The organism is Hymenobacter sp. UYCo722 (genome assembly GCF_040547115.1).
Classification (GTDB): domain Bacteria; phylum Bacteroidota; class Bacteroidia; order Cytophagales; family Hymenobacteraceae; genus Hymenobacter.
The window spans coordinates 357,836-381,165 of sequence record NZ_JBEPPC010000003.1 but is presented as its reverse complement, the minus strand read 5'-3'; the positions used below and the strand labels follow the sequence as shown (position 1 = coordinate 381,165).

Genomic DNA, 23,330 nt, shown 5'->3' with positions numbered 1-23,330 from the left:
CTCGCCAACTCCCCGCCCCCATAATCTACCCGTAACCTACCTTTGGGCTTCAACTCCCGCGCACTCATCCCACCCGCGCGCTTAGCCCCGCTCATGCCCGACCCGCACGCCCACGCCCACCTCTCCAAAACCGAATTGCTGGCCCGCAAAAACGAAGAAGCCCTCCTCGGGGGCGGCCAGGCCCGCATCGATGCCCAACACAAAAAAGGCAAGCTCACCGCCCGCGAACGGGTTGATTTGCTGATGGATGAAGGCTCGTTCGAGGAAATCGGCAAGTTTGTAATGCACCGCTCCAAAGACTTCGGCCTGGACAAGGAGCATTACCTCGGCGATGGCGTGATAACCGGCTACGGCACCGTGAACGGCCGGCTGGTGTACGTTTTCTCGCAGGATTTCACGGTGTTCGGAGGCTCGCTGAGCGAAACCCACGCCGAGAAAATCGTGAAAATCATGGACCTCGCCATGAAGAACGGCGCACCGGTAATTGGCCTGAACGACTCGGGCGGTGCCCGCATTCAGGAAGGCGTAGTGAGCCTCGGCGGCTACGCCGACATCTTTTATAAGAATACACTGGCCTCGGGTGTGGTGCCGCAGCTTTCGGCCATCATGGGGCCGTGCGCGGGCGGCGCGGTGTATTCGCCGGCTATCACCGACTTCATTCTGATGGTGGAGAACACGAGCTACATGTTCGTGACCGGCCCCAACGTGGTGAAAACCGTGACCCACGAAACCGTAACCAGCGAGGAGCTCGGCGGGGCCAGTACCCACTCGGCCAAGAGCGGTGTCACGCACTTTTCGTGCGCCAATGAGGTCGTGGCCATCAACCACATCAAGCAGCTGCTGAGCTACATGCCCCAGAACTGCGAGGAAACCGCTCCGCACCAGCCCTACGAAGCCAGTGGCGACGAAAGCCGCCCGGTACTCGACAAGCTGATTCCGGACAATGCTAACCAGCCCTACGACATGCGCGAGGTGATTGAGGGCCTTATCGATGCCAATTCCTTTCTGGAAGTCCACCAGAATTTCGCCGAGAACATCGTGGTGGGTTTTGCGCGACTCGCGGGCCGCAGCATCGGCATTGTGGGCAACCAGCCGGCCGTGCTCGCGGGCGTGCTCGACATCAATGCCAGCACCAAGGCGGCCCGCTTCGTGCGCTTCTGCGACGCCTTCAACATTCCGCTGCTGGTGCTGGAAGACGTGCCCGGCTTCCTGCCCGGCACCGACCAGGAGTGGCGCGGCATCATCACCAACGGTGCCAAGCTGCTTTACGCCTTCTGCGAAGCCACCGTGCCGCGCATCACCGTGATTACCCGCAAAGCCTACGGCGGGGCGTATGACGTGATGAACTCCAAGCACATCGGGGCCGACATGAACTACGCCTGGCCCACCGCCGAAATTGCGGTAATGGGGGCCAAGGGTGCGGCCGAAATCATCTTCAAGCGCGAAATTGCGGCCGCCGAAAACCCCGAAGCCAAACTCCAGGAAAAGGTCGACGAGTACCAGGAGAAGTTCGCTACGCCCTACCGCGCCGCCCATCGTGGCTTCGTGGATGAGGTAATTTTACCCTCGCAAACCCGCCAGAAGCTGATTCGCGCCTTCAAGATGCTGGAGAATAAAGTGGACACCATGCCCCGCAAAAAGCACGGCAATATTCCGCTGTAGCAGCGGGCTCGCTGCTGGCCTGAACGTCATGCCCGGCACCGCGCCCGGCATGACGTTTTCGTTTACTGGACCTGGGGTGGCCCACATGGCTCCCTCCCAACCGCCGCACCGGTTTACTTTGCGGGCATGTCCGACTTTCGCCTTCGCGTGTTTGCCGCCGTGGCCCGGCACCTGAGCTTTACCAAGGCTGGGCAGGAGCTATTTGTGAGCCAGCCGGCCGTGACCAAGCACATCCGCGAGTTGGAAGCGCAATATGGCCAGCGTCTGCTGGCACGGCGCGGCAACCGCGTGAGCCTGACCGAAGCCGGCCGCCTGCTGCAAGCGCACGCCGAAGCCGTCGCCAGTGCCCAGCTGCTACTTGATGACCAGCTGCTGGCCCTGCGCGACCCCGACGAGGCCGCCGGCCGCCTGCGCCTGGGGGCCAGCACCACCCTCAGCCAGTATGTGCTGCCGGGGTTGCTGCCCGGTTTTCAGGCTCGCTACCCGCAGGTGCAGCTTACGCTGCTCAACGCCAACTCCGAGCGCATTGCCGAAGCCCTGCTGGGCGGCGAGCTCGATTTGGGCTTCGTGGAAGGCCGCACCAAAAGCAAGGACCTGCACTATGAACTGCTGCTGCCCGACGAGCTGGTGGCCGTGCGCCGCGCCACACCTGATGGCCCACCAGCCGCGCCGCTTGCCCTGGCCGAAGCACTGGCCCACCCGCTGGTGTTGCGTGAGCGGGGTTCGGGCACGTTGGAAATTCTCGAATTTGCCCTGCGAGCGCAGCAAATCAAGCTCAACAGCCTGCCCGTGGCAATCTACCTGGACAATACAGAAGCAATAAAGAGCTACCTCGAAGCAGCACCAATAGCGCTGGGCTTCGTATCGCGCCGGGCGCTGGCCCGCGAGCTGGCGGCCGGGCTGCTCGAAATCGTACCCATCCGGGGGCTGCACCTGGCCCGGCAGTTTGAGGCGGTGTGGGTGCAGGGACAGGTGCTGGCCCGGCCGGCACAGCGGTTTCTGAGTTTCGCGCAGGCGCAGCTGGCTTGAACCAGCCCGCCTAACCTTCTGGCAGGGTTGGGCTGAGAAATGGATGGAAAGCTGTACGTTTGGCATTTGCATAACCAATGGTTATCTCAGATAACATCATTGGATAATCCAAATCGCAGTGAGAAACGTAAATTTGCATCAGCAACAAACGCCTCCTACTTATGCCATTTCCGGTTCAGCAAGCTCCGTCCCCGGTTCCTGCTACCCTATCCACCGCTGTACCGAATGACGAACCCACCACTGCCGGATTCGATAAAGCCACGGGCTTTCACCGTCACCTGCACACCCCCCGCGTGCTGTTTGGACGTGGCTTCACGCTGAAGCAAGTAGTGTTCGGGCTGCTGCTCGTGTTCTGCCTCACGCCTTGGGCCTCGCCGCCCATTGCCCTGGCCCTGGGCCTAGTGCTGGCCCAGACTCTGGGCAACCCCTTCGGCACGCAAACCAAAAAAGCCACGGCTAAGCTGCTGCAATTTTCGGTTATCGGGCTAGGCTTCGGCATGAATGCCCACGCGGCGGTTCAGGCCGGCAAATTGGGCATCCTGTTCACGGTCGGGTCCATTTTCGGCACGTTGCTGCTGGGTTTTTTGGTGGGCCGGTGGCTGGGGCTGGGGCGGCACGTGGTGCACCTGATTTCGTGCGGCACCGCCATTTGCGGGGGCTCGGCCATCGCGGCCATCGGGCCGGTACTGCGGGCCAAAGACGAAGAAATGTCGGTAGCGCTGGGTACGGTGTTCGTACTCAACGCCATTGCCCTGTTCACCTTCCCGCCCATCGGCCACGCGCTGGCCATGACGCAGAACCAGTTTGGCCTGTGGTGCGCCATTGCCATCCACGACACGAGCTCGGTGGTGGGCGCGGCGGCAACCTACGGCACCCAGGCTTTGGAAGTGGCCACCACCGTGAAGCTGGCCCGCGCGCTCTGGATTATCCCAATTTCCATTGGCACGGCCATGATTTTCAAGCAGAAGGGCGTCAAGGTCAAGATTCCGTATTTCATCTTTGGCTTTATTGCCGCCATGCTCGTCAACACCTTCGTGCCCGCCGCCCGGCCGCTGGGCCCGGTGATGGTGAGCCTGGCCAAAATCGGCCTTACCGTTACCCTGTTCTTCATCGGGGCGGGCTTGTCGGCCAAGGTGGTGCGCTCGGTAGGTCCGAAGCCTTACGTGCTGGGCATTCTGCTGTGGGTGGTGATTTCGGTTGGCTCGCTGTATGTAATTCTCCACACGGTGTAGCGGCCAGGCACGGGTAAAACGCATTGGCCAGCTGAAGTTTAATTGCCGAACGACCAGCTGACAAACAACCACCGTCCACTCAATTTCTCGCGTTTTCGATGTCAATTATTCCCATTCGCCCTACAACGCCGGCCGAGGCCCCTGCCGGGCGCGCCCACTGCCAGCGGGGAGCCGCCGCGCATGGCCCGGAAGCCGATATTTCGGTGGCCTGGCACGTGAATTAGCCCGCGCAAACCGCTCAAACATCGTAGCTTGCCACTTGTATCATCGTTTTCAAAACCAACCACTGCCAATGCGTCCCGAATCCCTCACCTTCCTCCAAACCTACCTCAACAACCCCTCCCCCACCGGTTTCGAGAAAGAAGGCCAGCAGCTCTGGCTCGAATACCTCAAGCCCTACATCGACGAGTATTTCGTAGATACCTACGGCACGGTGGTGGGCGTGATTAACCCCGATGCGAAATACAAAGTCGTGATTGAGGCCCACGCCGATGAGATTTCCTACTTCGTAAATTACATCACGAAGGAAGGCTACCTGTACCTGCGCCGCAACGGCGGTTCCGACCCGCTGGTGGCCCCAAGCAAGCGGGTGAACATCTTCGGCGAAAAGGGCATCGTGAAAGGCATTTTCGGCTGGCCCGCCATCCACGTGCGCAAGGTGGAGCAGGATAAGGCACCGACCATCGAAACCGTGTTTCTGGACTGCGGCGCAAGCAGCGCCGACGAGGTGACCGAAATGGGCATTCATGTGGGCTGCGTGGTCACGTTCGAGGACGAGTTCACGGTGCTGAACGACAAGTTTTACGTGGGCCGCGCCCTCGACAACCGCGTGGGCGGCTTCATGATTGCCGAGGTGGCCCGCATGCTGAAGGAGAACAATAAAACCCTGCCCTTCGGCCTCTACATCGTGAACGCGGTGCAGGAAGAAATCGGCCTGCGCGGGGCTGAGATGGTGGCCCACCGCATCAACCCCGACGTGGCCATCGTCACGGACGTGACCCACGACAGCCAGTCGCCGATGTATGAGAAAAAGACGGCCGGCGACATTTCCTGCGGCAAGGGCCCGGTCATTACCTACGGCCCGGCCGTGCAGAACAACCTGCGCGACCTCATCATCGACACGGCCAAGGCCGTGGAAATCCCCTTCCAGCGCGCCGCCGCCACCCGCGCCACCGGCACCGATACCGACGCTTTCGCCTACTCGGGCTCGGGCGTGGCCTCGGCCCTGATTTCGCTGCCCCTCAAGTACATGCACACCACCGTCGAAACCGTGCACAAGGACGACGTAGAAAGCGTGACGCGCCTGATTTACGAGACGCTGCTGCGCATCGAGGACGGCCACGATTTCCGGTACTTCAAGTAAGCCGGTTTCACCACTTGTCATCCTGAGCGCAGCGAAGGACCTTATCATGCTTGCTTCGATTGAAGGCATTCAAGCGCGATAAGGTCCTTCGCTGCGCTCAGGATGACCGCATTTTTACTTTACATGGAGCTTCCCCTCATTCCCGTCCTCCCGCTCAACGTGACCGACCAGATGGGCCGGCGCGTGGCAGTGCCATTTCCGCCACGGCGAATTGTGTCGCTGGTACCATCGCAGACCGAATTGCTGTTTGATTTGGGGCTGGGAGCGCGGGTGGTGGGCGTTACCAAGTTCTGTATTTACCCGGCTGAAGCGCGCACGGCAGCAGCGGTCATTGGCGGCACTAAAAATTTCAATTTCGACAAAATAGCCGCGCTAAAACCCGACCTGATAATTGGGAATAAGGAGGAAAACTATCAGCAAGGCATCGAAGAACTAGCCGCGAATTACCCGGTGTGGCTCAGCGACATCAGCAACCTGCCTGACGCGCTGGACATGATTCGGCGGGTGGGCTTTATCGCTGGCGCGAAGGAAAAAGCTGCCGCGCTCGCCGATACAATTGAGGCATCTTTTGCGGGCTTAACAACGCCTGGCAACCAGGCGGCGGCCGTTTCGGCCGCTTATTTTATCTGGCGCAAGCCGTACATGGTGGCTGCCACGGGCACGTTTATCGATGACATGCTGCGCCGGGCGGGCTTCGCCAACGTTTTTGCCGGGCTGAGCCGCTATCCGGAAATTACGGCCGAACAATTGGTTTCTGCGGCACCGCAACGCCTCTTTCTATCCTCCGAGCCCTACCCGTTTGGCAACAAGCACATCGCGGAATTTCAGGCAATCTGCCCGAATGCTAAAATCGAGATTGTCGACGGCGAATTATTCAGCTGGTACGGCAGTCGCTTGCGGCAATCGGCGGCCTATTTCAGCCAGCTTCGCTAACCGCAAAGCCACTTTTTGCTAACACATTCCAAAATTGCGGGTACGACTTGCGCACCACCGTGGGGGCCTCGATGGTGAGCCCGCCGCGCAGAGCCAGCGGCGCGAAAGCCATGGCCATGCGGTGGTCGTGGTAGGTGGCCACGGTTTGGCCCTGCACGGCAAAGCCCTTGGATTCGGCCCGGAAACGGCCTTCACTAAGGTCGCGCAGGTCGCCGCCAAACTTAGCCAGCTCGGTTTGCAAGGCAGCAATGCGGTCGGTTTCCTTGATGCGCAAGCTTTCGAGGCCGGTCATATCCACCGGGCGGCCCAGGGCCGCCGCCACTACGGCCACCGTTTGGGCCAAATCGGGGCAGTCGGTGAAATCGAGGGTTGGGGTTTCAGTTTGCGGGATGAGCGGCACCTGGCGCAGGTGCACGGCCTCGGGCAGGAACGTGGTTTCGACCCCAAACTGCGTCATCATTGCCGCAATGGCCTGGTCGCCCTGCAACGATTCGCGGCGCAGGCCGGGCAGCGTGATTTCGGAGCCGGCCGGGGCCAGCGCTACAAACGAATACCAGTAGCTGGCGGCCGACCAGTCCGATTCCACGGTGTAATCGGTGGGGCGGTAAGCGCCGGGGCGCACCGTCAGCACGTCGCCCTCGGCCGCGTAGTCGGCCCCGAAGCGCTGCATCAGGGCCACCGTCATGTTGATGTAGGGGCGCGAGCCGATGTGGCCGGTGAGCGTGAGGCGCAGGCCGCCGGGCAGGCGCGGCCCCACCATCAGCAGCGCCGAAATATACTGGCTGCTGATGTCGCCGCGCACGGCTAGTTCGGTGGGCGTGGCGGCCCCTTTAGCCGCCTGAAAGCCGGCGATTTCCAGCGGCGGGTAGCCTTCTTTATTCAGATACCTGATGGTGGCCCCGGCCTGTCGCAGGGCATCGACCAGCACGGCAATGGGCCGCTCCTGCATGCGGGCGGTGCCAGTGAGGCGGCCACGCCAGTCTGTGACGGTGAGGTAGGCCGTGAGGAAGCGCATGACGGTACCGGCATCTTCGGCGCTCAGCTCGGCGGTGTTGGGTACGGCGGCCAGCAGGCGCATCATCAGCTGCGTATCGTTGGCGTCGGAAAGGTTGCCGAGGGTGCCGCCGCCGGCCAGGGCCTGCAGAATGAGGGCGCGGTTGGCTTCGCTTTTGGAAGCCGGGAGTTGGGCGGTGCCGCGCAGGGGGCCGCCGGGCCAGGAGAGGTGCATAATCAGCGGACGGGAAGCTTTAGCTTGCCGTTGGAAAACAAGAAGCGGAGGAATAACGAGGCGACAAGCTAAAGCCGCCCTATAACCGGTGGTAGTAGCGCAGCGACTCGGCGATTTCGGCCACCGTTACCGGCTGGTCGTACACGCCGTGGCCGATGCCGTTGAGCAGCGTGCAGTTGATGGTGGCACCCGCGTTTTTCTTATCCTGAAGCGCGAATTCAGCGATGGCGTCGGTTTCCAGCGTCACATAATCCAGCTTATCGAACACCGAAAACACGAAGGTTTCGATTTTGTCCAGCTCCTCGGCGCTCAGCAGGCCGCGCTGCACCGACAGCCAGCTCTCGCACACGAGGCCGGCGGCCACGGCCTCGCCGTGCAGGGCCTCGCGACCAGGCTGGGCGAGCAGGTAGCTCTCCAGCGCGTGGCCCACGGTGTGGCCGAAGTTGAGCAGCTTGCGCGGGCCGGCTTCGAGCGGGTCGGCGGCCACGATGCGCTGCTTGAGCGCCACCGACTCCCGAATAATACCAGTCCAGTCATCGGTCAGCCAGCCCAGGCGGCGGTTGGTATCAAAGGCTTCGGCATCGGCAATGAGCCAGTGCTTAATGACTTCGGCGTAGCCCGATTTGAGTTGGCGCGGGTCGAGGGTTTCGAGGAATTTTGGCTCGACAAATACCCCCGCCGGCTGCTGAAACACGCCGAGCTGATTTTTATAGCCCTGAAAATCGACGCCCGTTTTGCCGCCCACGCTGGCATCCACTTGCGCCAGCAGCGTGGTCGGCACCTGCACGAACCGGATGCCGCGCTTGTAAAGCGCCGCCGCGAAGCCGCCCAAATCCGTCACCACGCCGCCGCCCAGGTTCACGAGCACGGCGTAGCGGTCGGCGCGCTGCCCGGTAAGCTCGCCCCACACCAGTTCGCAGCTGGCCAGGGTTTTATACGCTTCGCCGGCGGGTATTTCGATGAGCTGATAATCGGCCGGCAGGTGCGGCAGCAGCAGCGGCAGGCACTGGCGGGCCGTATTGCTATCTACGAGCACGAACACGCGGCTGACGGCCGGGCGGAGCAGCAGTTCGGCCAGGGCGGGCAGGGCCGAGGGGCCAATAATGACGGAATTTTCTAGGTCGTCCATGGGGCAAAAGTCGGCACAAAAAGTTTCGGCTCGCGCACCCCAGTGGCAGTGGCGGTGGTCAGGGATTGACAAGCAGGCACCAATCCTTGTGCTCGCTGCTTTTCGGAACCATCCTACTGCCAAAGTCCTGGAAACCGAAGATATTTCGGACCCGCAATATTTTGCTCCTACATTTGGCCGACATCCATCCTTTCATACTTCAGCCGTTTGCAATGACCAATTTCTTCCCACGACGCCATTTGCTTCCGTTGCTGCTAGCTGGGGTGACCATTGCTGGCGGCTGCAAGTCGAAAACTGAACCGCAGCCCGACCCAGCGCCATTAGCTACTACTGAGCCTTTCGATACGGAGAGCGACATTTTCAGCCGCTCGCATGGCTATTGGGAGTGGATAAACAGTACGCTTCTCATTGGCCAAATCACCCCAACCTCCGTTGGCTTCACCCGTCAATTGGTGTTCAAGGGCGACAGCATCGTGTACATTTTCCATAACCAAAAGCTGGAGATGCAGCCGACTTATCATCTTCATGCCGGTCCAACTCGCTGTTCGCAACCTAATCGCCCGCTGGTAGACTTCAATGCTGAGCCTAAACTGCTGAACAGCTACGTACGCACCTACGACATCACGCGCACCGCTGCCGATACAACCCTGCGCATCATGGGCGAAGCAATATGCCTGGATGCCGGGGCTATCGAGCGTTATAAGTGGCACCGCCGCCGCTAAACCTGCCTACAGCCCCGGCCCGAGGTGCTCCACGCCGTCTACCTGCGGGCGGCCGTTGAGCACCTCGGTTTGCTTGCGGATGCTTTCGAGGTGAATGAGCTTGTAGAGCTCGGCCACAAACTTGTCGTTCACGTTCAGCTTGGCGGCCCAGCCGGTGCGGGTTTCAAAAATCTCCTTCCAGCGGTCGAACTGCAGGATTTTCACGTTGTTTTCCTTCTTGTATTCGGCCAGTTCCTCCACCAGGGCCATGCGGCGGGCCAGGGCTTCCACGATTTCGCGGTCGGCTTCGTCCATTTTCTGGCGCAGCTCCTCGGCTTTGTTGAGGTATTCGGCGTTGTCGGAGGAGCGATAGCGGTACTTCAGCTCGTTCAGGATTTCGCCCAGGCGGGCGGGCGTCACCTGCTGCTCGGCATCGCTCAGGGCGTGGTCGGGGTCGGGGTGGGTTTCGATGATAAGGCCATCGTAATCGAGGTCGAGGGCCTTTTGGGCGATGGGCAGCAGCAGGTCGCGCCGGCCGCCAATGTGGCTGGGGTCGCAAATGAGCGGGATGTGCGGGAAGCGCGTTTTCAGCTCGATGGGCAGAATCCAGGTGGGCGCGTTGCGGTAGCGGCTGGGCGCAAACGTGCTGAAACCCCGGTGGATAGCCGCCAAATCCGTGATTCCGGCCCGCTCCAGCCGCTCGAGCGCGCCGGCCCAAAGGGCCACGTCGGGGTTCACGGGGTTTTTCACCATCACGGGCACGCCGGTGCCGGCCAGGGCGTCGGCCAGCTCCTGCACGGCGAAAGGGTTGACGGTGGTGCGCGCCCCAATCCAGAGCACGTCGATGCCGTGGGCCAGGGCTTCTTCCACGTGGCGCGGCGTGGCTACTTCGATGGTCGTCGGGATGCCGGTTTCGACCTTCACGCGCTGCAGCCAGGGCAGGGCCACGGCACCCATGCCCTCGAACGAGCCCGGCCGGGTGCGGGGCTTCCAAATGCCGGCCCGGAACAAATCAATCTTGCCCAGCGCTTTCAGGCCGTGGGCGGTGGCCATCACCTGCTCCTCGGTTTCGGCCGAGCAGGGGCCGGCGATGAGAATAGGCTGCCCTTTTTGCGCCAGCAAGCGGGTGAAATACGTATCAGAAACAGAAGCCATGGAAGTGAGTTGTTACGGGGGCCGCGCACCAGCACCGGGCGGGGCTGCAAACCTAACTCAATCCCGGAAAAGGTTGTTTCCCTTTTACCTTCGTACCACCGTTCGTCCGCTTGCCATCCCACCCACCACCTGCTTTTTTCCATGACGCCCGCTCCCGCTACTCAGGCCCCGCCCCTATCCTTCGAAGATACGCGCGTGGCTTTCGCCTCCAAGTCCGATGCGCAGCTGCGCAAAGTGTACGCGCTGTTCGCGGCCATGAACAGCGGCAGCCTGGTGAAAACCGGCAGCGGCCTGATGAAAACGGCCCTAAAGTGGAATCTGCCCGGCACGAAGTTTCTCATCAAGCACAGCATTTTTGACCAGTTCTGCGGCGGTGAAACCATTGCCGAGTGCCGCCCCGTTACGGCCGAGCTGGGCAAGTATAACATCGGCACCATCCTCGACTACTCGGTGGAGGGCGAAGGCAGCGATGCCAGCTACGACCACACCCGCGATGAGGTGCTGGCCACCATCGACGAGGCCCACCGCTCGTCCCACATTCCCTTCTCGGTATTCAAAGTAACCGGCGTGGCCAACGTGGCCATTCTGGAGAAAATTCAGGCCGGCCAGCTACTCACGCCCGCCGAGGAAGCGGCGCACAACCGCGCCCTGGCCCGCGTGGAGGCCTTGTGTGCTCGTGCGCATCAGCACGGTGTGCGCCTGTTCATTGATGCCGAGGAAAGCTGGTTTCAGCACACCATCGACCTGTTGGCCTACGACATGATGGCCAAGTATAACCGCGAGCAGGCCATCGTTTGGAACACTTACCAGCTCTACCGCCACGACCGCCTTGATGCGCTGAAAGTCGCTCACGACCACGCCGCCGAGGCCGGCTACTACTTCGGGGCCAAGCTGGTGCGCGGCGCTTACATGGAAAAAGAGGCCCGCGTGGCCAAGCAGCGCGGCCAGCAGAACCCCATCAACCCGACCAAGCAGGCCACCGACGACCTCTACGACGAGTCGCTGCGCTATTGCATCGACCACATCGACCGCATCAGCTTTTGCGCCGGCACCCACAACGAAGCCAGCTCGCTGCACCTCACCCAGATGATGCAGCAGGCCGGCCTGGCCCCCGGTGACCCGCGCGTATGGTTTGCCCAGCTCTACGGCATGAGCGACAACCTCTCCTACAACCTCGCCAATGCCGGCTACAACACCGCCAAGTACCTGCCCTACGGCCCGGTGGCGGCCGTGATGCCCTACTTGCTGCGCCGCGCCGACGAAAACACGGCCATCGCGGGCCAGAGCAGCCGCGAGTTCCTGCTTATCCAGAAGGAGATTCGCCGCCGGCAGCGCCGGTAACCGGACGGCCCGTCAGGTTCCGCCAAGCTGGGTTTAACCTTCCCTCAACAGGATGAAAACCGGGCAGCGGGAAAATTCTCGGAACGATTATGGCAGATAAGTAGCCGGCTGGCTGAAAATTTTGTGAGGGATGGTCGTACAAAAAATACCGCCGTCCAACTAAAATTCGCTAATTTTCAGCCCCCAAAACGGTTTTTTGCTCATCCTTCGTCCCGCCATGATTGCTCGTATTCGCAAGTATCTCATCCGTTATTCCCGGCTGCAAACCGGAACTGTAAGCTACCTGACCTTGGTGCAGGAAGCCGAATTGGGCCTGAATCTGGAAATTTCGCACGAAAAATCCCGCCTCAACGAAATGCTGGCGGAAATCTCGATGGCCGAGCACGAAGCTGGTCGCCCACCCCTGAGCTGCCTCGTGAAAGTACAGGGCTCGAAAGGCCAGGGCGACAACTTCTACAAGCTGTGCGAAAAGATGGGCATGGGCGAATGGCGCACGCTGAAACAAGACGAGGAGTTTCTGAAAAACCTCATCATCGACTGCCGCCAGTTCTGGCGCGAAGAAGCTAATTTTCAGCAGTTCGCTTAGCGTCGGGCTAGCAATTTGAACGTCATGCTGAGCTTGCCGAAGCATCTTGCCCGCAATCAATCATTCTTTTGGTTGGATTGCGTTGTGCGGTAAAGATGCCTTCGCTGCGCTCTGCATGACGTTCTTTTGTTTCCGCCACCGCTCAATAGCCGCTGCCGTGGGTAGCCAGGTGCGCGTGGTCGCGCAGCACAGTTTTCAAGAAGGGGTCGTCGGGCAGGGTGGTTTGGATACCGGTCAAGGCCTTCACTTTGTTGGCAACCTCGTTCAGCAGGCCGTAATCTTCGCGCACGGCGGCCTGCTGCATCAGCTGGCGCACCAGGGCCAGGTCGTGGTCGGCCAGCAGGGCAGCCTGCGGGAAAACCACCTGGTAGCCTGCTGGCAGCACGGGCAACTCGGCGCTTTGCGAGGCCAGGCGACGCAGCTTGATGACGGTGGTGCCGGCGGCCAGGTCGCCGAGGCGCTGGCCCTTGCCATTGAGCAGGATGGTTATCATGGCCACGAAGCCACCCACCACCGGCAGGCCAGTATCAACAATGCGCAGCAGCCAGCGCAGTAGGTAGTCGCCCAGGCGCGGGGCCGTGCCGTCGAGGCGCACTACCCGAATGTCGCGGGCTTTTTTGCCGATGCTCTGGCCGTTGAGAAACACTTCGCAAACGAGGTTGTAGAACACGTAGGGAATGCCTACAAGCACGCCCAGCACCACCACGGCCACGGTATTACCCGCATTGCCCCGGCCCAGCTTCAGCACGTTGAAGACGACGAGCGCGCAGGCAATGAGCCAGGCCACTAGAATAATGTTGTCGATGATGGCCGCCACGAGGCGGTCGCCTAAACTGGCTACTTCGTATTCGAGGGTAACGTTTTGGGCCGTATGAACGCGGATGGTAGCCATGATTCGGGGTATGAGGGTAGGCGGGTACGAGGGCAAGAGTTGAGGAAAACTCCTAACAAATAAAATTACAGCTGCTCGAGAAGGGCAGCAAAGCCCAAATCTAGTTTCTTCGCTTTTACAAAGGGAGGAAATTGGGTTTTTATCTCATCCATTCGAACTCCTGCCCTTCTACCCGCCCCCCCTCATCCCCTCCCGTAACCCGTGCGCGAACCCGTTTTCCTACGCCAGAACCAGGCGCGCTGGCAGCAGTACGAGCAGCAGCCCACCACCAATCCCGACGAATTGGCCGCCCGCTTTGTGGCCCTGACCGACGACCTGGCCTACGCCCAGACCTTCTATCCCAACAGCCAGACCACGGCCTACCTCAATGGCCTCACGGGCCGGCTGCACCAGCACCTGTACCGCAACAAGCCCGAAAAAACGGGCCGCTTTGGGCAGTTCTGGGCCGAGGAGCTGCCGCTGCTGGTGGGCCGGCACCACCGCACGCTGCGGGTGGCGGCGCTGCTGTTCGTGGTGTTCACGGCCATCGGGGTACTGTCGGCGGCGCTCGACGACCGGTTTGTGCGCGTGGTACTCGGCGACAGCTATGTGAACATGACGCTGGAAAACATTCGGAAAGGCGACCCGATGGGCGTGTACAAGAGCCAGAGCGAAGCGCCGATGTTCCTGCTCATCACGGGCAATAATATTTACGTGTCGCTGCGGGTGTTCGTCTTCGGCGTGGCCGGCGGGGTGGGCTCCATCGTCGAGCTGTTTCGCACGGGCATTATGCTGGGCTCGTTCCAGTATTTCTTCGTACAGAAGCACGTGGGCCTGCAATCCTTCCTCACCATCTGGATTCACGGCACGCTCGAAATCTCGGCCATTGTGCTGGCCGGCGGGGCGGGCCTGGTAATGGGCCAGGGCATCCTGTTTCCGGGCACCTACTCGCGGGCCGAGTCGTTTCGGCGCGCCGCCCGCGACGGCGTGAAGCTGGCCCTGGGCCTGGTGCCCATTTTCGTAGTGGCCGGCTTCCTCGAAGGGTTCGTAACGCGCCATACCGAAATGCCCATTGCGGCCAGCCTGGCCATTATCGGCACGTCGGCGGCCTTTATCGGCTGGTATTTCGGCATTTACCCGGGGCAGGTGCGCCGGCGGCTGGCCCGCGGGGCGTAGCTTTGGCAATGGGCCGTTTGCGGGGCGCTGAACAACGTTCCAACGGTCATGCTGAGCGCAGTCGAAGCATCCTACCACCATAGTAAATCTGCTTACTGATGCGGTAGAGATGCTTCGGCTGCGCTCAGCATAACTCACAACCAATCCTACCTGCTCACTTCCTTTCTGCAACCCAATGAAACCTCTTTTTACCCAGGAATCTGATTTCCGCCGCGAGCGGGACTTTGGCGCTAAAGTGTCGGCCACGTTCGACTTTCTCAGCTCCCAGTTTAAGCCTTTTATCAAGTGCCTGGCCTATTTCACGCTGCCGGGCGCTTTGCTGATGGGCATTGGCCTGGCCCTGTTCATGGGCAAGGCCGTGGGGTTTTATGCCGCCATGTTTAGCGCGGCCCGAACCGGTGGGGCCCATGCCATGGCCGGTATCGACCCACTGGCCATGTACCGCGGCTGGAGCGGCGTGGGCCTGGCCCTCACGGCACTGGGCGGCATCGTGACGCTGGTGCTGCTGAGCGCCACCGTTTATAGCTATCTGCGGGTGCGCCTGCACCTGCCCGCCGCCGAAACCGTGCAGCCCCGCCAGGTATGGGGCTGGCTGCGGCCCCGCCTGGGCCGCATGGCGCTGGCCTGCCTGCTGCTGCTGGGCCTGTGGCTGGGGGCCATGGTGGTGCTGAGCGTGGTGATGGGCGGCATTGTGGCGATGGCCGGTGTGCGCTGGATGTTTGTTTTGGTCATGGTACTGTATGCCGCCATTTTCTGGCTGGCCGGCTGCCTGGCGCTGTATTTCCCGGTGATGTGGCTCGAAGACCTGGGGCCGGTGCAGACGCTGCGCCGCTCCTTTTACCTGATAAAGGGCAAGTGGTGGTCGACGTTCGGGCTGGTGATGGTGATGGTCATTATTCAGACCACGATGAGCTACCTGTTTGCCATTCCCATGTATGGGCTGCTGATGATGGACGTGCTCCAGCTCAGCAAGTCCGGCACCGGCCACGATTCGTCGCTGCTGATGCAGGCGGCCACGCTGCTCTACGCGGGCAGCGCCGTGCTGCTGCTGGCCCTGCCGCTGCTGGCAATGGGCTTCCAGTACTTCAACCTGGCCGAACGCCGCGACAGCATCGGGGCCCGGCAGCAGCTGGCCCTGCTGGGCCAGACGGCCACGCCCGAGGCTGCCAACCACTACTACCGACCCGATGAGGAAGGCGAATACTAGCGCCGCCACTTGGCCTAGTCGGCGTGCACCGGTTCGCTACGGCCTGGCGGTAGCCGCGCTACTGCTGGCCCGCCTGGCATTGGCAGAACCACCGGAGCAGCAACCCGTGGCGGTGCCGCAGCCCGGGCCGCCGGCCGCGCCCGCCCCGGCCACCCGCTCCACCGAACCGCTGGCTACCGATAACGCGGCCATCAAAGCCTGGCCCCTGCCGCCCGACCGCACCACGCCCCTGCCGGCCCGCCACCCCGACGAGGCACGCCTGCGCGAGCTGCGGGCCGACTCGAACTTCCAGTACGCCGAGGCCGCCCACGAGGGCCTGGGCCTCTGGGACCGGTTCTGGTACTGGGTGGGCCGCCTGCTGGAGCGCCTGCTGCGCACGCCCGGCGGCCGGCTCACGTGGCAGTACGGCTGGTACGCGGCCATTGTGGCGGCGCTGGTATTCGGCGTGCTCAAGCTGCTGAAAGTGGATTTGACCGGCGCTTTCGGCCGCTCGGCCCGCCGCTCCGGCCTAGATTACGACGTGCTGGCCGAGGATATTCACGGGGTGGATTTCCCGGCCCGCCTGGCCGAGGCCGAAGCCGCCGGCAACTACCGCCTAGCCGTGCGCCTGGGCTACCTCGAGGCCCTGAAGCACCTCAGCGACCTGGGCCGGCTGCACTGGGAGCCTAACAAAACCAACCACGCCTACCTGCAGGAGCTGCCGGCCGGGGCGCTGCGCGAAGCATTTCGGGTGGCCACGCGCCAGTTCGAGTACGTGTGGTATGGCGAGCTGCCGCTCACGGCCGCGCAGTACCAGCCCGTGCGGGTCGCCCAGCGGGCGGTGCGCGCTGCCGCTTCTTCCACCTCTCCCGTCGCTGCCCGATGATGCGCCACGTCACCACGTTTCGGCTGTATATGCTGGGCCTGACCCTGTTGTTTGGGGTGTACGTCGTGGTGGAATCGCACCGCCCCAAGCCCCTCGACTGGACGCCGACTTACATCAATACCGATAAGATTCCCTACGGAACCTACGCGCTGTTCGACCAGCTGCCCCGCCTGCTCGGCACCGACTCTATCGAAGTGACGCGCCTGCCCGCCTACAACCAGCTAACCGGCCTTTCGCTCGACGACTCGCCAACTGGCCGTTCCCGTTCGGGCCGGCCCACGGTAACCGTCAGGCACTCCCGCGATTCGGCGGGCAACGTCACCACGACGACTTCCGAGGCAGAAGCCCCGGCCACCGACCTCGCCGCTCTGCCCCTTCGCGAGGGCCTGCGTGCCAACTACCTATTCGTCAATAATGCCTTCGCCAACGACGCGCTCGATGGACGCGCTCTATTGGCCCTGGCCCGGCGCGGCAACGCGGTTTTTATTACCGCCGAAGACCTGAACGGGGCGTTCGCCGGTTCGCTCGGGGTGCGGGTTGAGCGCCTAACGCCGCGTATCCGGCCCACTCCCGGCCACCCGTTCGGGCCCGATTCGGTGGAGCTGCGCTTCAGCAACCCGGCGCTGGCGGCCGGGCACTGTTGGCTGCCCGGCAATGTCGCCGAATACCGTTTCGTGCTAAGGCCGGGCGCGGCCGGCCATACCCTCGCCACCGATGCCCGGGGCCGACCCGTGTACGTAGAGCTGCCGGTAGGCCGCGGGCACCTGTACCTGTGCGCGGTGCCGGCGGCGTTCAGCAACCGCTATTTTTTGCAGCCGCGCACGCGGCCATTTGCGGTAGCGGCGCTGCGCTACCTGCCGGCCCGCCGCACATTCTGGGACGAATACCAGAAGCAGGGCGCAGCCGGCGAGCAATCGCTGCTGCGGGTGCTGGTGGCGCACGAGCCTCTGCGGCTGGCCTACTTCATCACCCTAGCCGGCGCGGTGCTGTTCGTGCTCACCGGCGCACGACGGCGGCAGCGCATCATCCCCACCATCAACCTGTTGCCGAACACCACGCTGCTGTTCACGCGCACCGTGGCCGGCCTCTACCGGCAGGGCCGCAGCCACGGGCTGATTGCGGAGAAGAAAGTCAGCCTGTTCATGGATTACCTGCGCACGCGCTTCCAGGAGCCCAGCCCCGATTTTGGCGATGAGCAGTTCCGCGAGCGGCTCAGCCAGAAGTCGGGCGTGCCCCGGCCGCGCGTCGATGAGCTGCTGCGGCTGGTGAATTTCGCCCGCACCGCCCCGCAGATGACTGATGCGCAGCTGCTGCAACTGAGCTCGGCCGTCAACGATTTCAAGCGGGAGGTCCGCCGCTGATTTTCGTTTTTTGCACTGTGGCCGGATTTGGGCTTTTTAACAAATTTAACTATTCCGTGAAACGGCTTTTTTAACCCACTCAGCTGACTTTTTCAGCTTTTCGCCCGTCCTTTTCAGCCAGATTCAGGCGCAAAGCCCGTCGCTAACCCCTTTCTGCCATGCTCACCGTTGCCAAGCTTACCATCCTCATCAAGTATCGCTGGGATAATCACCTGTTCAAAAAGCAGGCTTCGGCCCCGGAAAAGGAGTTGCTGGCCGATATTGACTGGGACGATATTAGCGAAATTTTGCAGGACCTCACGCGCTACCATCGCCAACTCGTATCGGCCGATTACGCCCAAAAAATGCTTACTGACCTCCGGCAGGTTTGCGCCGACGACGAAACCGTTCAGACTTTACTTGGCTACGCCAGCACTCTATAGATGGAACCCGAAAACCTCGACCTGACGCCCACCCCGGCCGCACCCGTAGCATCGGCCGCGCTGGCTCCAGCAGAAGCTTTGGCAGAAACTGCCGCGCCTGCCGCCAACCCCGAAGCCAGCTTCGCCCCGCGCACCGATTTCGCCCGGCTCACGGCCCGCACGGCGGCTATTCGGGATGAAATTGGCAAAATAATCGTCGGCCAGACCGATTTGCTGGAGCTGCTGCTTACCGCCGTGCTGGCCGATGGCCACGTGTTGCTTGAAGGAGTGCCCGGCGTGGCCAAAACCCTGATGGCAAAGCTACTGGCCCGTACGCTGGCCGTGCCGTTCAGCCGCATCCAGTTCACCCCCGATTTGATGCCGAGCGACGTGCTGGGAACTTCGGTGTTCCGGCAAAACAAAGGGGATTTTGAGTTTCGGCCCGGCCCTATTTTCGCCAGCGTGGTGCTGATTGACGAAATCAACCGCGCGCCCGCCAAGACACAATCGGCCCTGTTTGAGGTGATGGAGGAGCGCACCGTGACCCAGGACGGCACCACTTACACCATGCAGGAGCCCTTTCTGGTGCTGGCCACCCAGAATCCCATTGAGCAGGAAGGCACCTACCGCCTGCCCGAGGCCCAGCTCGACCGCTTCCTGTTCAAGCTGCACGTGGGCTACCCCACGCTGGCCGAGGAAGTGCAGATTCTGACCGGCCACCACGCCGGCCTGGGCAGCACCAACCTGGAGGCCGTGCAGCCCATTCTGAGCGCCGCCGACCTGGCCCAGCTGCGCCAACAAGTGCGACAGCAGCGCGTGGAGGCCAATATTCTGGAGTACATCGCCAAGCTGGTGGGCCAGACGCGGGCGCACAAAGCCCTATACCTGGGCGCGTCGCCCCGCGCCTCGCTGGCCCTGCTGAACGGCGCGAAAGCCCTGGCCGCCCTGCGCGGCCGCGACTTCGTGACGCCCGAAGACGTGCAGTTTCTGGCCCCGAGCGTACTGCGCCACCGCATCATGCTCACGCCCGAGCGCGAGATGGAGGGCAGCACGCCCGATGAAGTGGTGCAGCAGATTATCCAGAGCGTGGAAGTGCCGCGGTGAAGGGAATTAAAAATGAAGAATTAAAAATTAAAAAGGTTGGCCGGCATGAAAGATGAAAACCCTGTACTGGTAAAAAGCTACGCCTTTTCCAAGCGGGTTGTGCTACTCTACAAACTGCTGCTCAGAAATAAGCAGCCTCGCTCCATAGCCGACCAAATACTGCGCTGCGGCACTTCTATTGGGGCAAATGTTGAAGAAGCCGTGGGCGGGTTTTCACGGCGTGACTTTGCAGCTAAATGCAGCATAGCCTACAAAGAGGCGCGCGAGGCTCACTACTGGTTGCGGCTATTGCTCGATACAGAATGTCTCGAACCCAATCTCGCCGCATCAATGATTGATGATGCTGAAGAGCTAAAGCGCATTCTGGCAGCCATCATCATCTCGACCAGAACCCCGACAGAATAATTGTCACGGGATTTTTTAATTTTTAATTCTTCATTTTTAATTGACTTTATTCCTCACCGCTCGCTTCTTCCAAACCCTGGCGGCCATCGTCACTGGCTTCGTGGTGGCGTTTTTCCTCCCCGCGCTGTTGGGGCCGATGAAAATTGCGCTCGGGCTGCTCATCGTCCTCACGCTGCTCGATGCGCTGTTGCTCTACGCGCCGGCCAAGGGACAGGCCACGCCGATATTCGGGCGGCGGGTGCTCGGCGACAAGCTCGCCAACGGCTCGGACAACGACGTGCGGATATACCTCGAAAACCGCTACCGTTTTCCGGTGCAGACGGAGACAATTGATGAGATTCCGCACCAGTTTCAGCGGCGCGACGTGCTGTTCAAAGCGGCCATCCGGCCCGGCGAAACGCGGATTATCGACTACCAGCTGCGGCCCACCAAGCGCGGCGAGTATGCGTTTGGGGCCTTGAATATCTTCGCGGCCTCGCCGCTGGGGCTGGTGCGGCGACGGTTTCGCTTCGAGCAGGGCAAGGTGGTGCCGGTGTACCCGTCGTTTTTGCAAATGCGGCAGTACGAGCTGCTGGCCATCCACAACCGCCTCACGGAGGTGGGCGTGAAGCGCATCCGGCGCGTGGGCCAGAGCATGGAGTTCGAGCAAATCCGGCCTTACGTGCCCGGCGACGACCCGCGCAGCATCAACTGGAAAGCCACGGCCCGCCGCGCCGGCACCGGGACCGCCGACGCGCTGGTGGTGAACCACTTCCAGGACGAGCGCGCCCAGCAGGTATACTGCCTGATTGACAAGGGCCGGGTGATGCGCATGCCGTTCGACGGGCTGAGCCTGCTCGATTACGCCATCAATGCCACGCTGGTCGTTAGCAACATTGCATTGTTGAAGCACGACAAGGCGGGGCTGCTCACCTTTTCGAACAAACCCGGCGCTGCGCTGGCCGCCGACCGCCGGCCCGGTCACCTGCTGAAGCTGCTGGAAATCCTTTACCGCCAGAAGACCAAGTACCTCGAAACCGATTTCGAGCTGCTCTACGCCACGGTACGGGCCAAAATCAAGCAGCGCAGCCTGCTGATTCTGTTCACCAATTTTGAGACGCTGCACGGCATGCAGCGCCAGTTGCCCTACCTGCGCCGCCTGGCCAAGGACCATCTGCTGCTGGTCGTGTTTTTCGAGAATACCGAGCTGCGGGCTTTTCTGGAAGCGCCGGCCGCGACCACGGAAGCGGTATACAACCAGACCATCGCCGAGAAATTTTCCCAGGAAAAGCGCCAGATTGTGCTCGAATTGCAGCGCTACGGCATTTATTCGCTGCTGACCGCACCCAAGGACTTAACGGCAAATACCATCAACAAATACCTGGAATTCAAGGCCCGGGGCCTGATATAGACCCCGGATTAGCGCGGATTTTAGCGGATTTCACGGATTTTAGCTTGCGCTGACCTTCGGTTGTGGACGACTATTTGTAGTCGGCGGAGAAATTAATTTCAATTAAGTACGATGCGGAAGGCTAGCAAAGCGAGCGAGTTGGTGAAATGGCTGGTGCTGGGGCTGGTACTAATGACGCGCCCGGCGGCGGCCCAAATCGAGCCCACGCTATTGCCGCTACCCACCGAAGCCCGCTACGGCCAGGGCCGCCTGCCGTTGAAAACGGCGCTAAAACCCCTGCTGCCCGCGACCGTTGATGCGGTAGTAGCGGGCGCGGTGGCCCGCACCCTCGGCCGTTTGTCGCCGGCCAAAGCCGTGGGAACGGCCACGCTGCAAATCCGCTACGGGCGGGTGGGCCGGGCCGAGCTGCTTGACGAGGAGCGGTATTCGCTGCGCGTGACGCCGATGGGCGTGAGCATCGACGCTCCCACCAGCCTGGGCGTGCTGCGGGCCCTGGCTACGCTGGAGCAGCTGCCGCGCACCGATAAAAAAGGCCGCTACCTGCCCGAAGTCGACATCCGGGACCAGCCGCGCTTTGCCTGGCGCGGGCTCCTGATTGACGCGGCCCGGCACTTTATGCCGGTGGCCGTCATCAAGCGCAACCTCGACGGCATGGCCGCCGTGAAGCTGAACGTGCTGCACTGGCACCTCACCGACGACCAGGGCTTCCGCGTCGAGAGCCAGGTTTTTCCGCGTCTGCAAACCGTGGGCAGTACCGACGGACTCTTTTATACCCAGGCCGAAGTGCGCGAGGTAGTGGCTTACGCGGCGGCGCGCGGCATCCGGGTGGTGCCCGAGTTCGACATGCCCAGCCACACCACCAGCTGGATTGTAGCGTATCCGCGCCTGGCCTCGGCCGACTCGGTGTATGCCCCCTACACGCGCTGGCGCACCACCAACGTGGCCATCGACCCAACCCGCGAAACGACCTACACCTTCCTCGATTCGCTGCTGACCGAAATGACGGCGTTGTTTCCGGACCCCTACTTCCACGCCGGCGGCGACGAGAACGACGGGCGTAACTGGCGGCGCACCCCGCGCATTGTGGCGTACATGCAGGCCCACGGCATGGTGAAAGCCGATGGCAAAACCGTAGATAAGCACCAGCTACAAACCTATTTCAACCGTCGCGTAATGGCTCTGCTGCAACAGCACGGCAAAACGATGATTGGCTGGGACGAAATTCTCGGTCCCGACCTGCCGAAAGCAGTCGTCATTCAAAGCTGGCGGGGCAAAAAAGGGCTGAACGAGGCCGCCCGGCTAGGCCATCCGGTGCTGCTTTCGAATGGCTATTATCTGGATTTGAACTTCAGCGCGGCCAGCTCTTACCTCACCGACCCGCTGCCGCCCGACACGCCCCTCACGCCTACCGAGCAGCAGCTCGTGCTGGGTGGTGAGGCCGCGATGTGGGCCGAATTCGCCGACTCCGTGGTGCTCGACTCGCGCATCTGGCCCCGGGCGGCAGCCGTGGCCGAGCGGCTGTGGTCGCCTCAGGCGGCCACCCGGAGCGTGGCCGATATGTACCGCCGGCTGAACGTGCTTTCGCCCCAACTCGAAACCCTGGGCTTGCGCCACCGCCGCGTACCGGAGCTGCTGCTCACGCAAATGGCCGGCACCGGCAGCGTAGCCCCGCTCCGCACATTAACCGAAGTAATCGAGCCGGTGAAGGAGTATAAGCGCCATTTCCAGGGCTACGACTACACCACCGCCAGCGTGCTGAACCGCCTGGTGGATGCCGCTCCGGCCGAGTCGGAAGTGGCCCGCCGCTTCGCCGGGCTCGTGGACAGCGTAGTGACGTTCCGCCCCGGCGCTCCCGGCTTCCTGCCGCCGGTTCCGCGCCAAGTGGCGGCCTTGCGCGCCCAGGCTATCCGCTGGCAGGCCAACGACGTGCTGCTACAGCCCCTGCTGGCCGCCAACCCCAGCCTGACGGAATACGCGCCGCTCTCGGCCCGGCTGGCGGCCGTGGCGGCCGTCGTACTCGAGCGCCTCACGCAGCTGCAAGCCAGCCAGACGCCCGGCCCCGCGTGGCTGGCCGCCGCCCGCGCCACCCTCGATGCCGCGCAGGCCCCCGCCGGCCAGGCCGAATTGGCCGTGGTGAAAGCGGCCCGCAAGCTGGCCGGGCTGTAGCGGCGCATATTTGCGGCTTCTTGTT

Annotated in this window: 22 protein-coding genes; 18 read left to right on the top strand and 4 right to left on the bottom strand. The window is 62.1% G+C overall.

The features are described from left to right. Nucleotides 1–93: 93 nt before the first annotated feature. The 6 genes from ABIB44_RS11195 (at nt 94) to ABIB44_RS11170 (ending at nt 6,219) form a co-directional block, all read left to right on the top strand. Nucleotides 94–1,662 carry an acyl-CoA carboxylase subunit beta gene (locus ABIB44_RS11195; RefSeq protein WP_354584749.1) on the top strand — a complete coding sequence of 523 codons (1,569 nt, stop codon included), beginning with the start codon at nt 94–96 and terminating at the stop codon, nt 1,660–1,662. Between the two features lie 126 nt (nt 1,663–1,788). Continuing rightward, nucleotides 1,789–2,691 carry a LysR substrate-binding domain-containing protein gene (locus ABIB44_RS11190; protein ID WP_354584748.1) on the top strand — a complete coding sequence of 301 codons (903 nt, stop codon included), beginning with the start codon at nt 1,789–1,791 and terminating at the stop codon, nt 2,689–2,691. 161 nt (nt 2,692–2,852) lie between these two features. Then, nucleotides 2,853–3,923, top strand: a complete 1,071-nt coding sequence (locus tag ABIB44_RS11185) for a YeiH family protein (RefSeq protein ID WP_354584747.1) — start codon at nt 2,853–2,855, stop codon at nt 3,921–3,923. A gap of 98 nt (nt 3,924–4,021) precedes the next feature. Continuing rightward, nucleotides 4,022–4,147, top strand: coding sequence for a hypothetical protein (locus tag ABIB44_RS11180; RefSeq protein ID WP_354584746.1), 126 nt, complete (start codon nt 4,022–4,024; stop codon nt 4,145–4,147). A 68-nt stretch (nt 4,148–4,215) separates the two neighbouring features. After that, nucleotides 4,216–5,286: a M42 family metallopeptidase gene (locus ABIB44_RS11175; protein ID WP_354584745.1), complete on the top strand. Its 1,071-nt coding sequence runs from the start codon at nt 4,216–4,218 to the stop codon at nt 5,284–5,286. Nucleotides 5,287–5,409: 123 nt separating this feature from the next. After that, nucleotides 5,410–6,219 (top strand): ABC transporter substrate-binding protein, encoded by an 810-nt coding sequence (locus ABIB44_RS11170; protein WP_354584744.1) that lies wholly within the window; start codon nt 5,410–5,412, stop codon nt 6,217–6,219. Here ABIB44_RS11170 and ABIB44_RS11165 read toward each other — a convergent pair. Beyond that, nucleotides 6,203–7,447: a 3-phosphoshikimate 1-carboxyvinyltransferase gene (locus tag ABIB44_RS11165; RefSeq protein WP_354584743.1), complete on the bottom strand. Its 1,245-nt coding sequence runs from the start codon at nt 7,445–7,447 to the stop codon at nt 6,203–6,205. The genes ABIB44_RS11170 and ABIB44_RS11165 overlap by 17 nt on opposite strands. A gap of 79 nt (nt 7,448–7,526) precedes the next feature. Further along, the gene (gene aroB, locus ABIB44_RS11160; protein ID WP_354584742.1) at nt 7,527–8,576 is read right to left on the bottom strand and encodes a 3-dehydroquinate synthase; all 1,050 of its coding nucleotides are present in this window, start codon (nt 8,574–8,576) and stop codon (nt 7,527–7,529) included. A 173-nt stretch (nt 8,577–8,749) separates the two neighbouring features. On the opposite strand from aroB, the gene ABIB44_RS11155 reads away from it, so the two are divergent. Further along, nucleotides 8,750–9,298, top strand: coding sequence for a hypothetical protein (locus ABIB44_RS11155; protein ID WP_354584741.1), 549 nt, complete (start codon nt 8,750–8,752; stop codon nt 9,296–9,298). Nucleotides 9,299–9,304: 6 nt separating this feature from the next. Here ABIB44_RS11155 and ABIB44_RS11150 read toward each other — a convergent pair whose 3' ends face one another. Then, nucleotides 9,305–10,432, bottom strand: coding sequence for a chorismate mutase (locus tag ABIB44_RS11150; RefSeq protein ID WP_354584740.1), 1,128 nt, complete (start codon nt 10,430–10,432; stop codon nt 9,305–9,307). Nucleotides 10,433–10,573: 141 nt separating this feature from the next. Between ABIB44_RS11150 and ABIB44_RS11145 the strand changes: the two genes are divergently transcribed. Together ABIB44_RS11145 and ABIB44_RS11140 are read left to right on the top strand one after the other, a co-directional pair. Beyond that, nucleotides 10,574–11,773, top strand: a complete 1,200-nt coding sequence (locus ABIB44_RS11145; protein ID WP_354584739.1) for a proline dehydrogenase family protein — start codon at nt 10,574–10,576, stop codon at nt 11,771–11,773. A 217-nt stretch (nt 11,774–11,990) separates the two neighbouring features. After that, entirely contained in the window at nt 11,991–12,359 is a 369-nt protein-coding gene (locus ABIB44_RS11140; protein WP_354584738.1) for a hypothetical protein, read from the top strand. Between the two features lie 142 nt (nt 12,360–12,501). On the opposite strand, the gene ABIB44_RS11135 is transcribed toward ABIB44_RS11140, so the two are convergent. Beyond that, nucleotides 12,502–13,251: an RDD family protein gene (locus tag ABIB44_RS11135; RefSeq protein ID WP_354584737.1), complete on the bottom strand. Its 750-nt coding sequence runs from the start codon at nt 13,249–13,251 to the stop codon at nt 12,502–12,504. 201 nt (nt 13,252–13,452) lie between these two features. On the opposite strand from ABIB44_RS11135, the gene ABIB44_RS11130 reads away from it, so the two are divergent. The 9 genes from ABIB44_RS11130 to ABIB44_RS11090 all read left to right on the top strand — a co-directional run bounded on the left by ABIB44_RS11130 (nt 13,453) and on the right by ABIB44_RS11090 (nt 23,305). Further along, on the top strand, nt 13,453–14,406 hold the full coding sequence (locus ABIB44_RS11130) for a stage II sporulation protein M (protein ID WP_354584736.1): 954 nt from the start codon (nt 13,453–13,455) through the stop codon (nt 14,404–14,406). A gap of 175 nt (nt 14,407–14,581) precedes the next feature. After that, entirely contained in the window at nt 14,582–15,613 is a 1,032-nt protein-coding gene (locus ABIB44_RS11125) for a DUF7847 domain-containing protein (RefSeq protein ID WP_354584735.1), read from the top strand. Continuing rightward, entirely contained in the window at nt 15,594–16,478 is an 885-nt protein-coding gene (locus ABIB44_RS11120) for a DUF4129 domain-containing protein (protein ID WP_354584734.1), read from the top strand. Before ABIB44_RS11125 ends, ABIB44_RS11120 begins: the two co-directional genes overlap by 20 nt. Further along, on the top strand, nt 16,475–17,839 hold the full coding sequence (locus tag ABIB44_RS11115) for a DUF4350 domain-containing protein (RefSeq protein WP_354584733.1): 1,365 nt from the start codon (nt 16,475–16,477) through the stop codon (nt 17,837–17,839). Before ABIB44_RS11120 ends, ABIB44_RS11115 begins: the two co-directional genes overlap by 4 nt. Nucleotides 17,840–17,997: 158 nt before the next feature. Next, nucleotides 17,998–18,261 (top strand): hypothetical protein, encoded by a 264-nt coding sequence (locus tag ABIB44_RS11110; protein WP_354584732.1) that lies wholly within the window; start codon nt 17,998–18,000, stop codon nt 18,259–18,261. After that, nucleotides 18,262–19,344, top strand: coding sequence for an AAA family ATPase (locus ABIB44_RS11105; RefSeq protein WP_354584731.1), 1,083 nt, complete (start codon nt 18,262–18,264; stop codon nt 19,342–19,344). 45 nt (nt 19,345–19,389) lie between these two features. Continuing rightward, complete coding sequence (locus ABIB44_RS11100) at nt 19,390–19,749, top strand: four helix bundle protein (RefSeq protein ID WP_354584730.1); 360 nt, start codon at nt 19,390–19,392, stop codon at nt 19,747–19,749. A gap of 40 nt (nt 19,750–19,789) precedes the next feature. Next, nucleotides 19,790–21,139: a DUF58 domain-containing protein gene (locus tag ABIB44_RS11095; RefSeq protein WP_354584729.1), complete on the top strand. Its 1,350-nt coding sequence runs from the start codon at nt 19,790–19,792 to the stop codon at nt 21,137–21,139. 111 nt (nt 21,140–21,250) lie between these two features. Further along, nucleotides 21,251–23,305 carry a beta-N-acetylhexosaminidase gene (locus tag ABIB44_RS11090; RefSeq protein WP_354584728.1) on the top strand — a complete coding sequence of 685 codons (2,055 nt, stop codon included), beginning with the start codon at nt 21,251–21,253 and terminating at the stop codon, nt 23,303–23,305. Nucleotides 23,306–23,330: the final 25 nt, after the last annotated feature.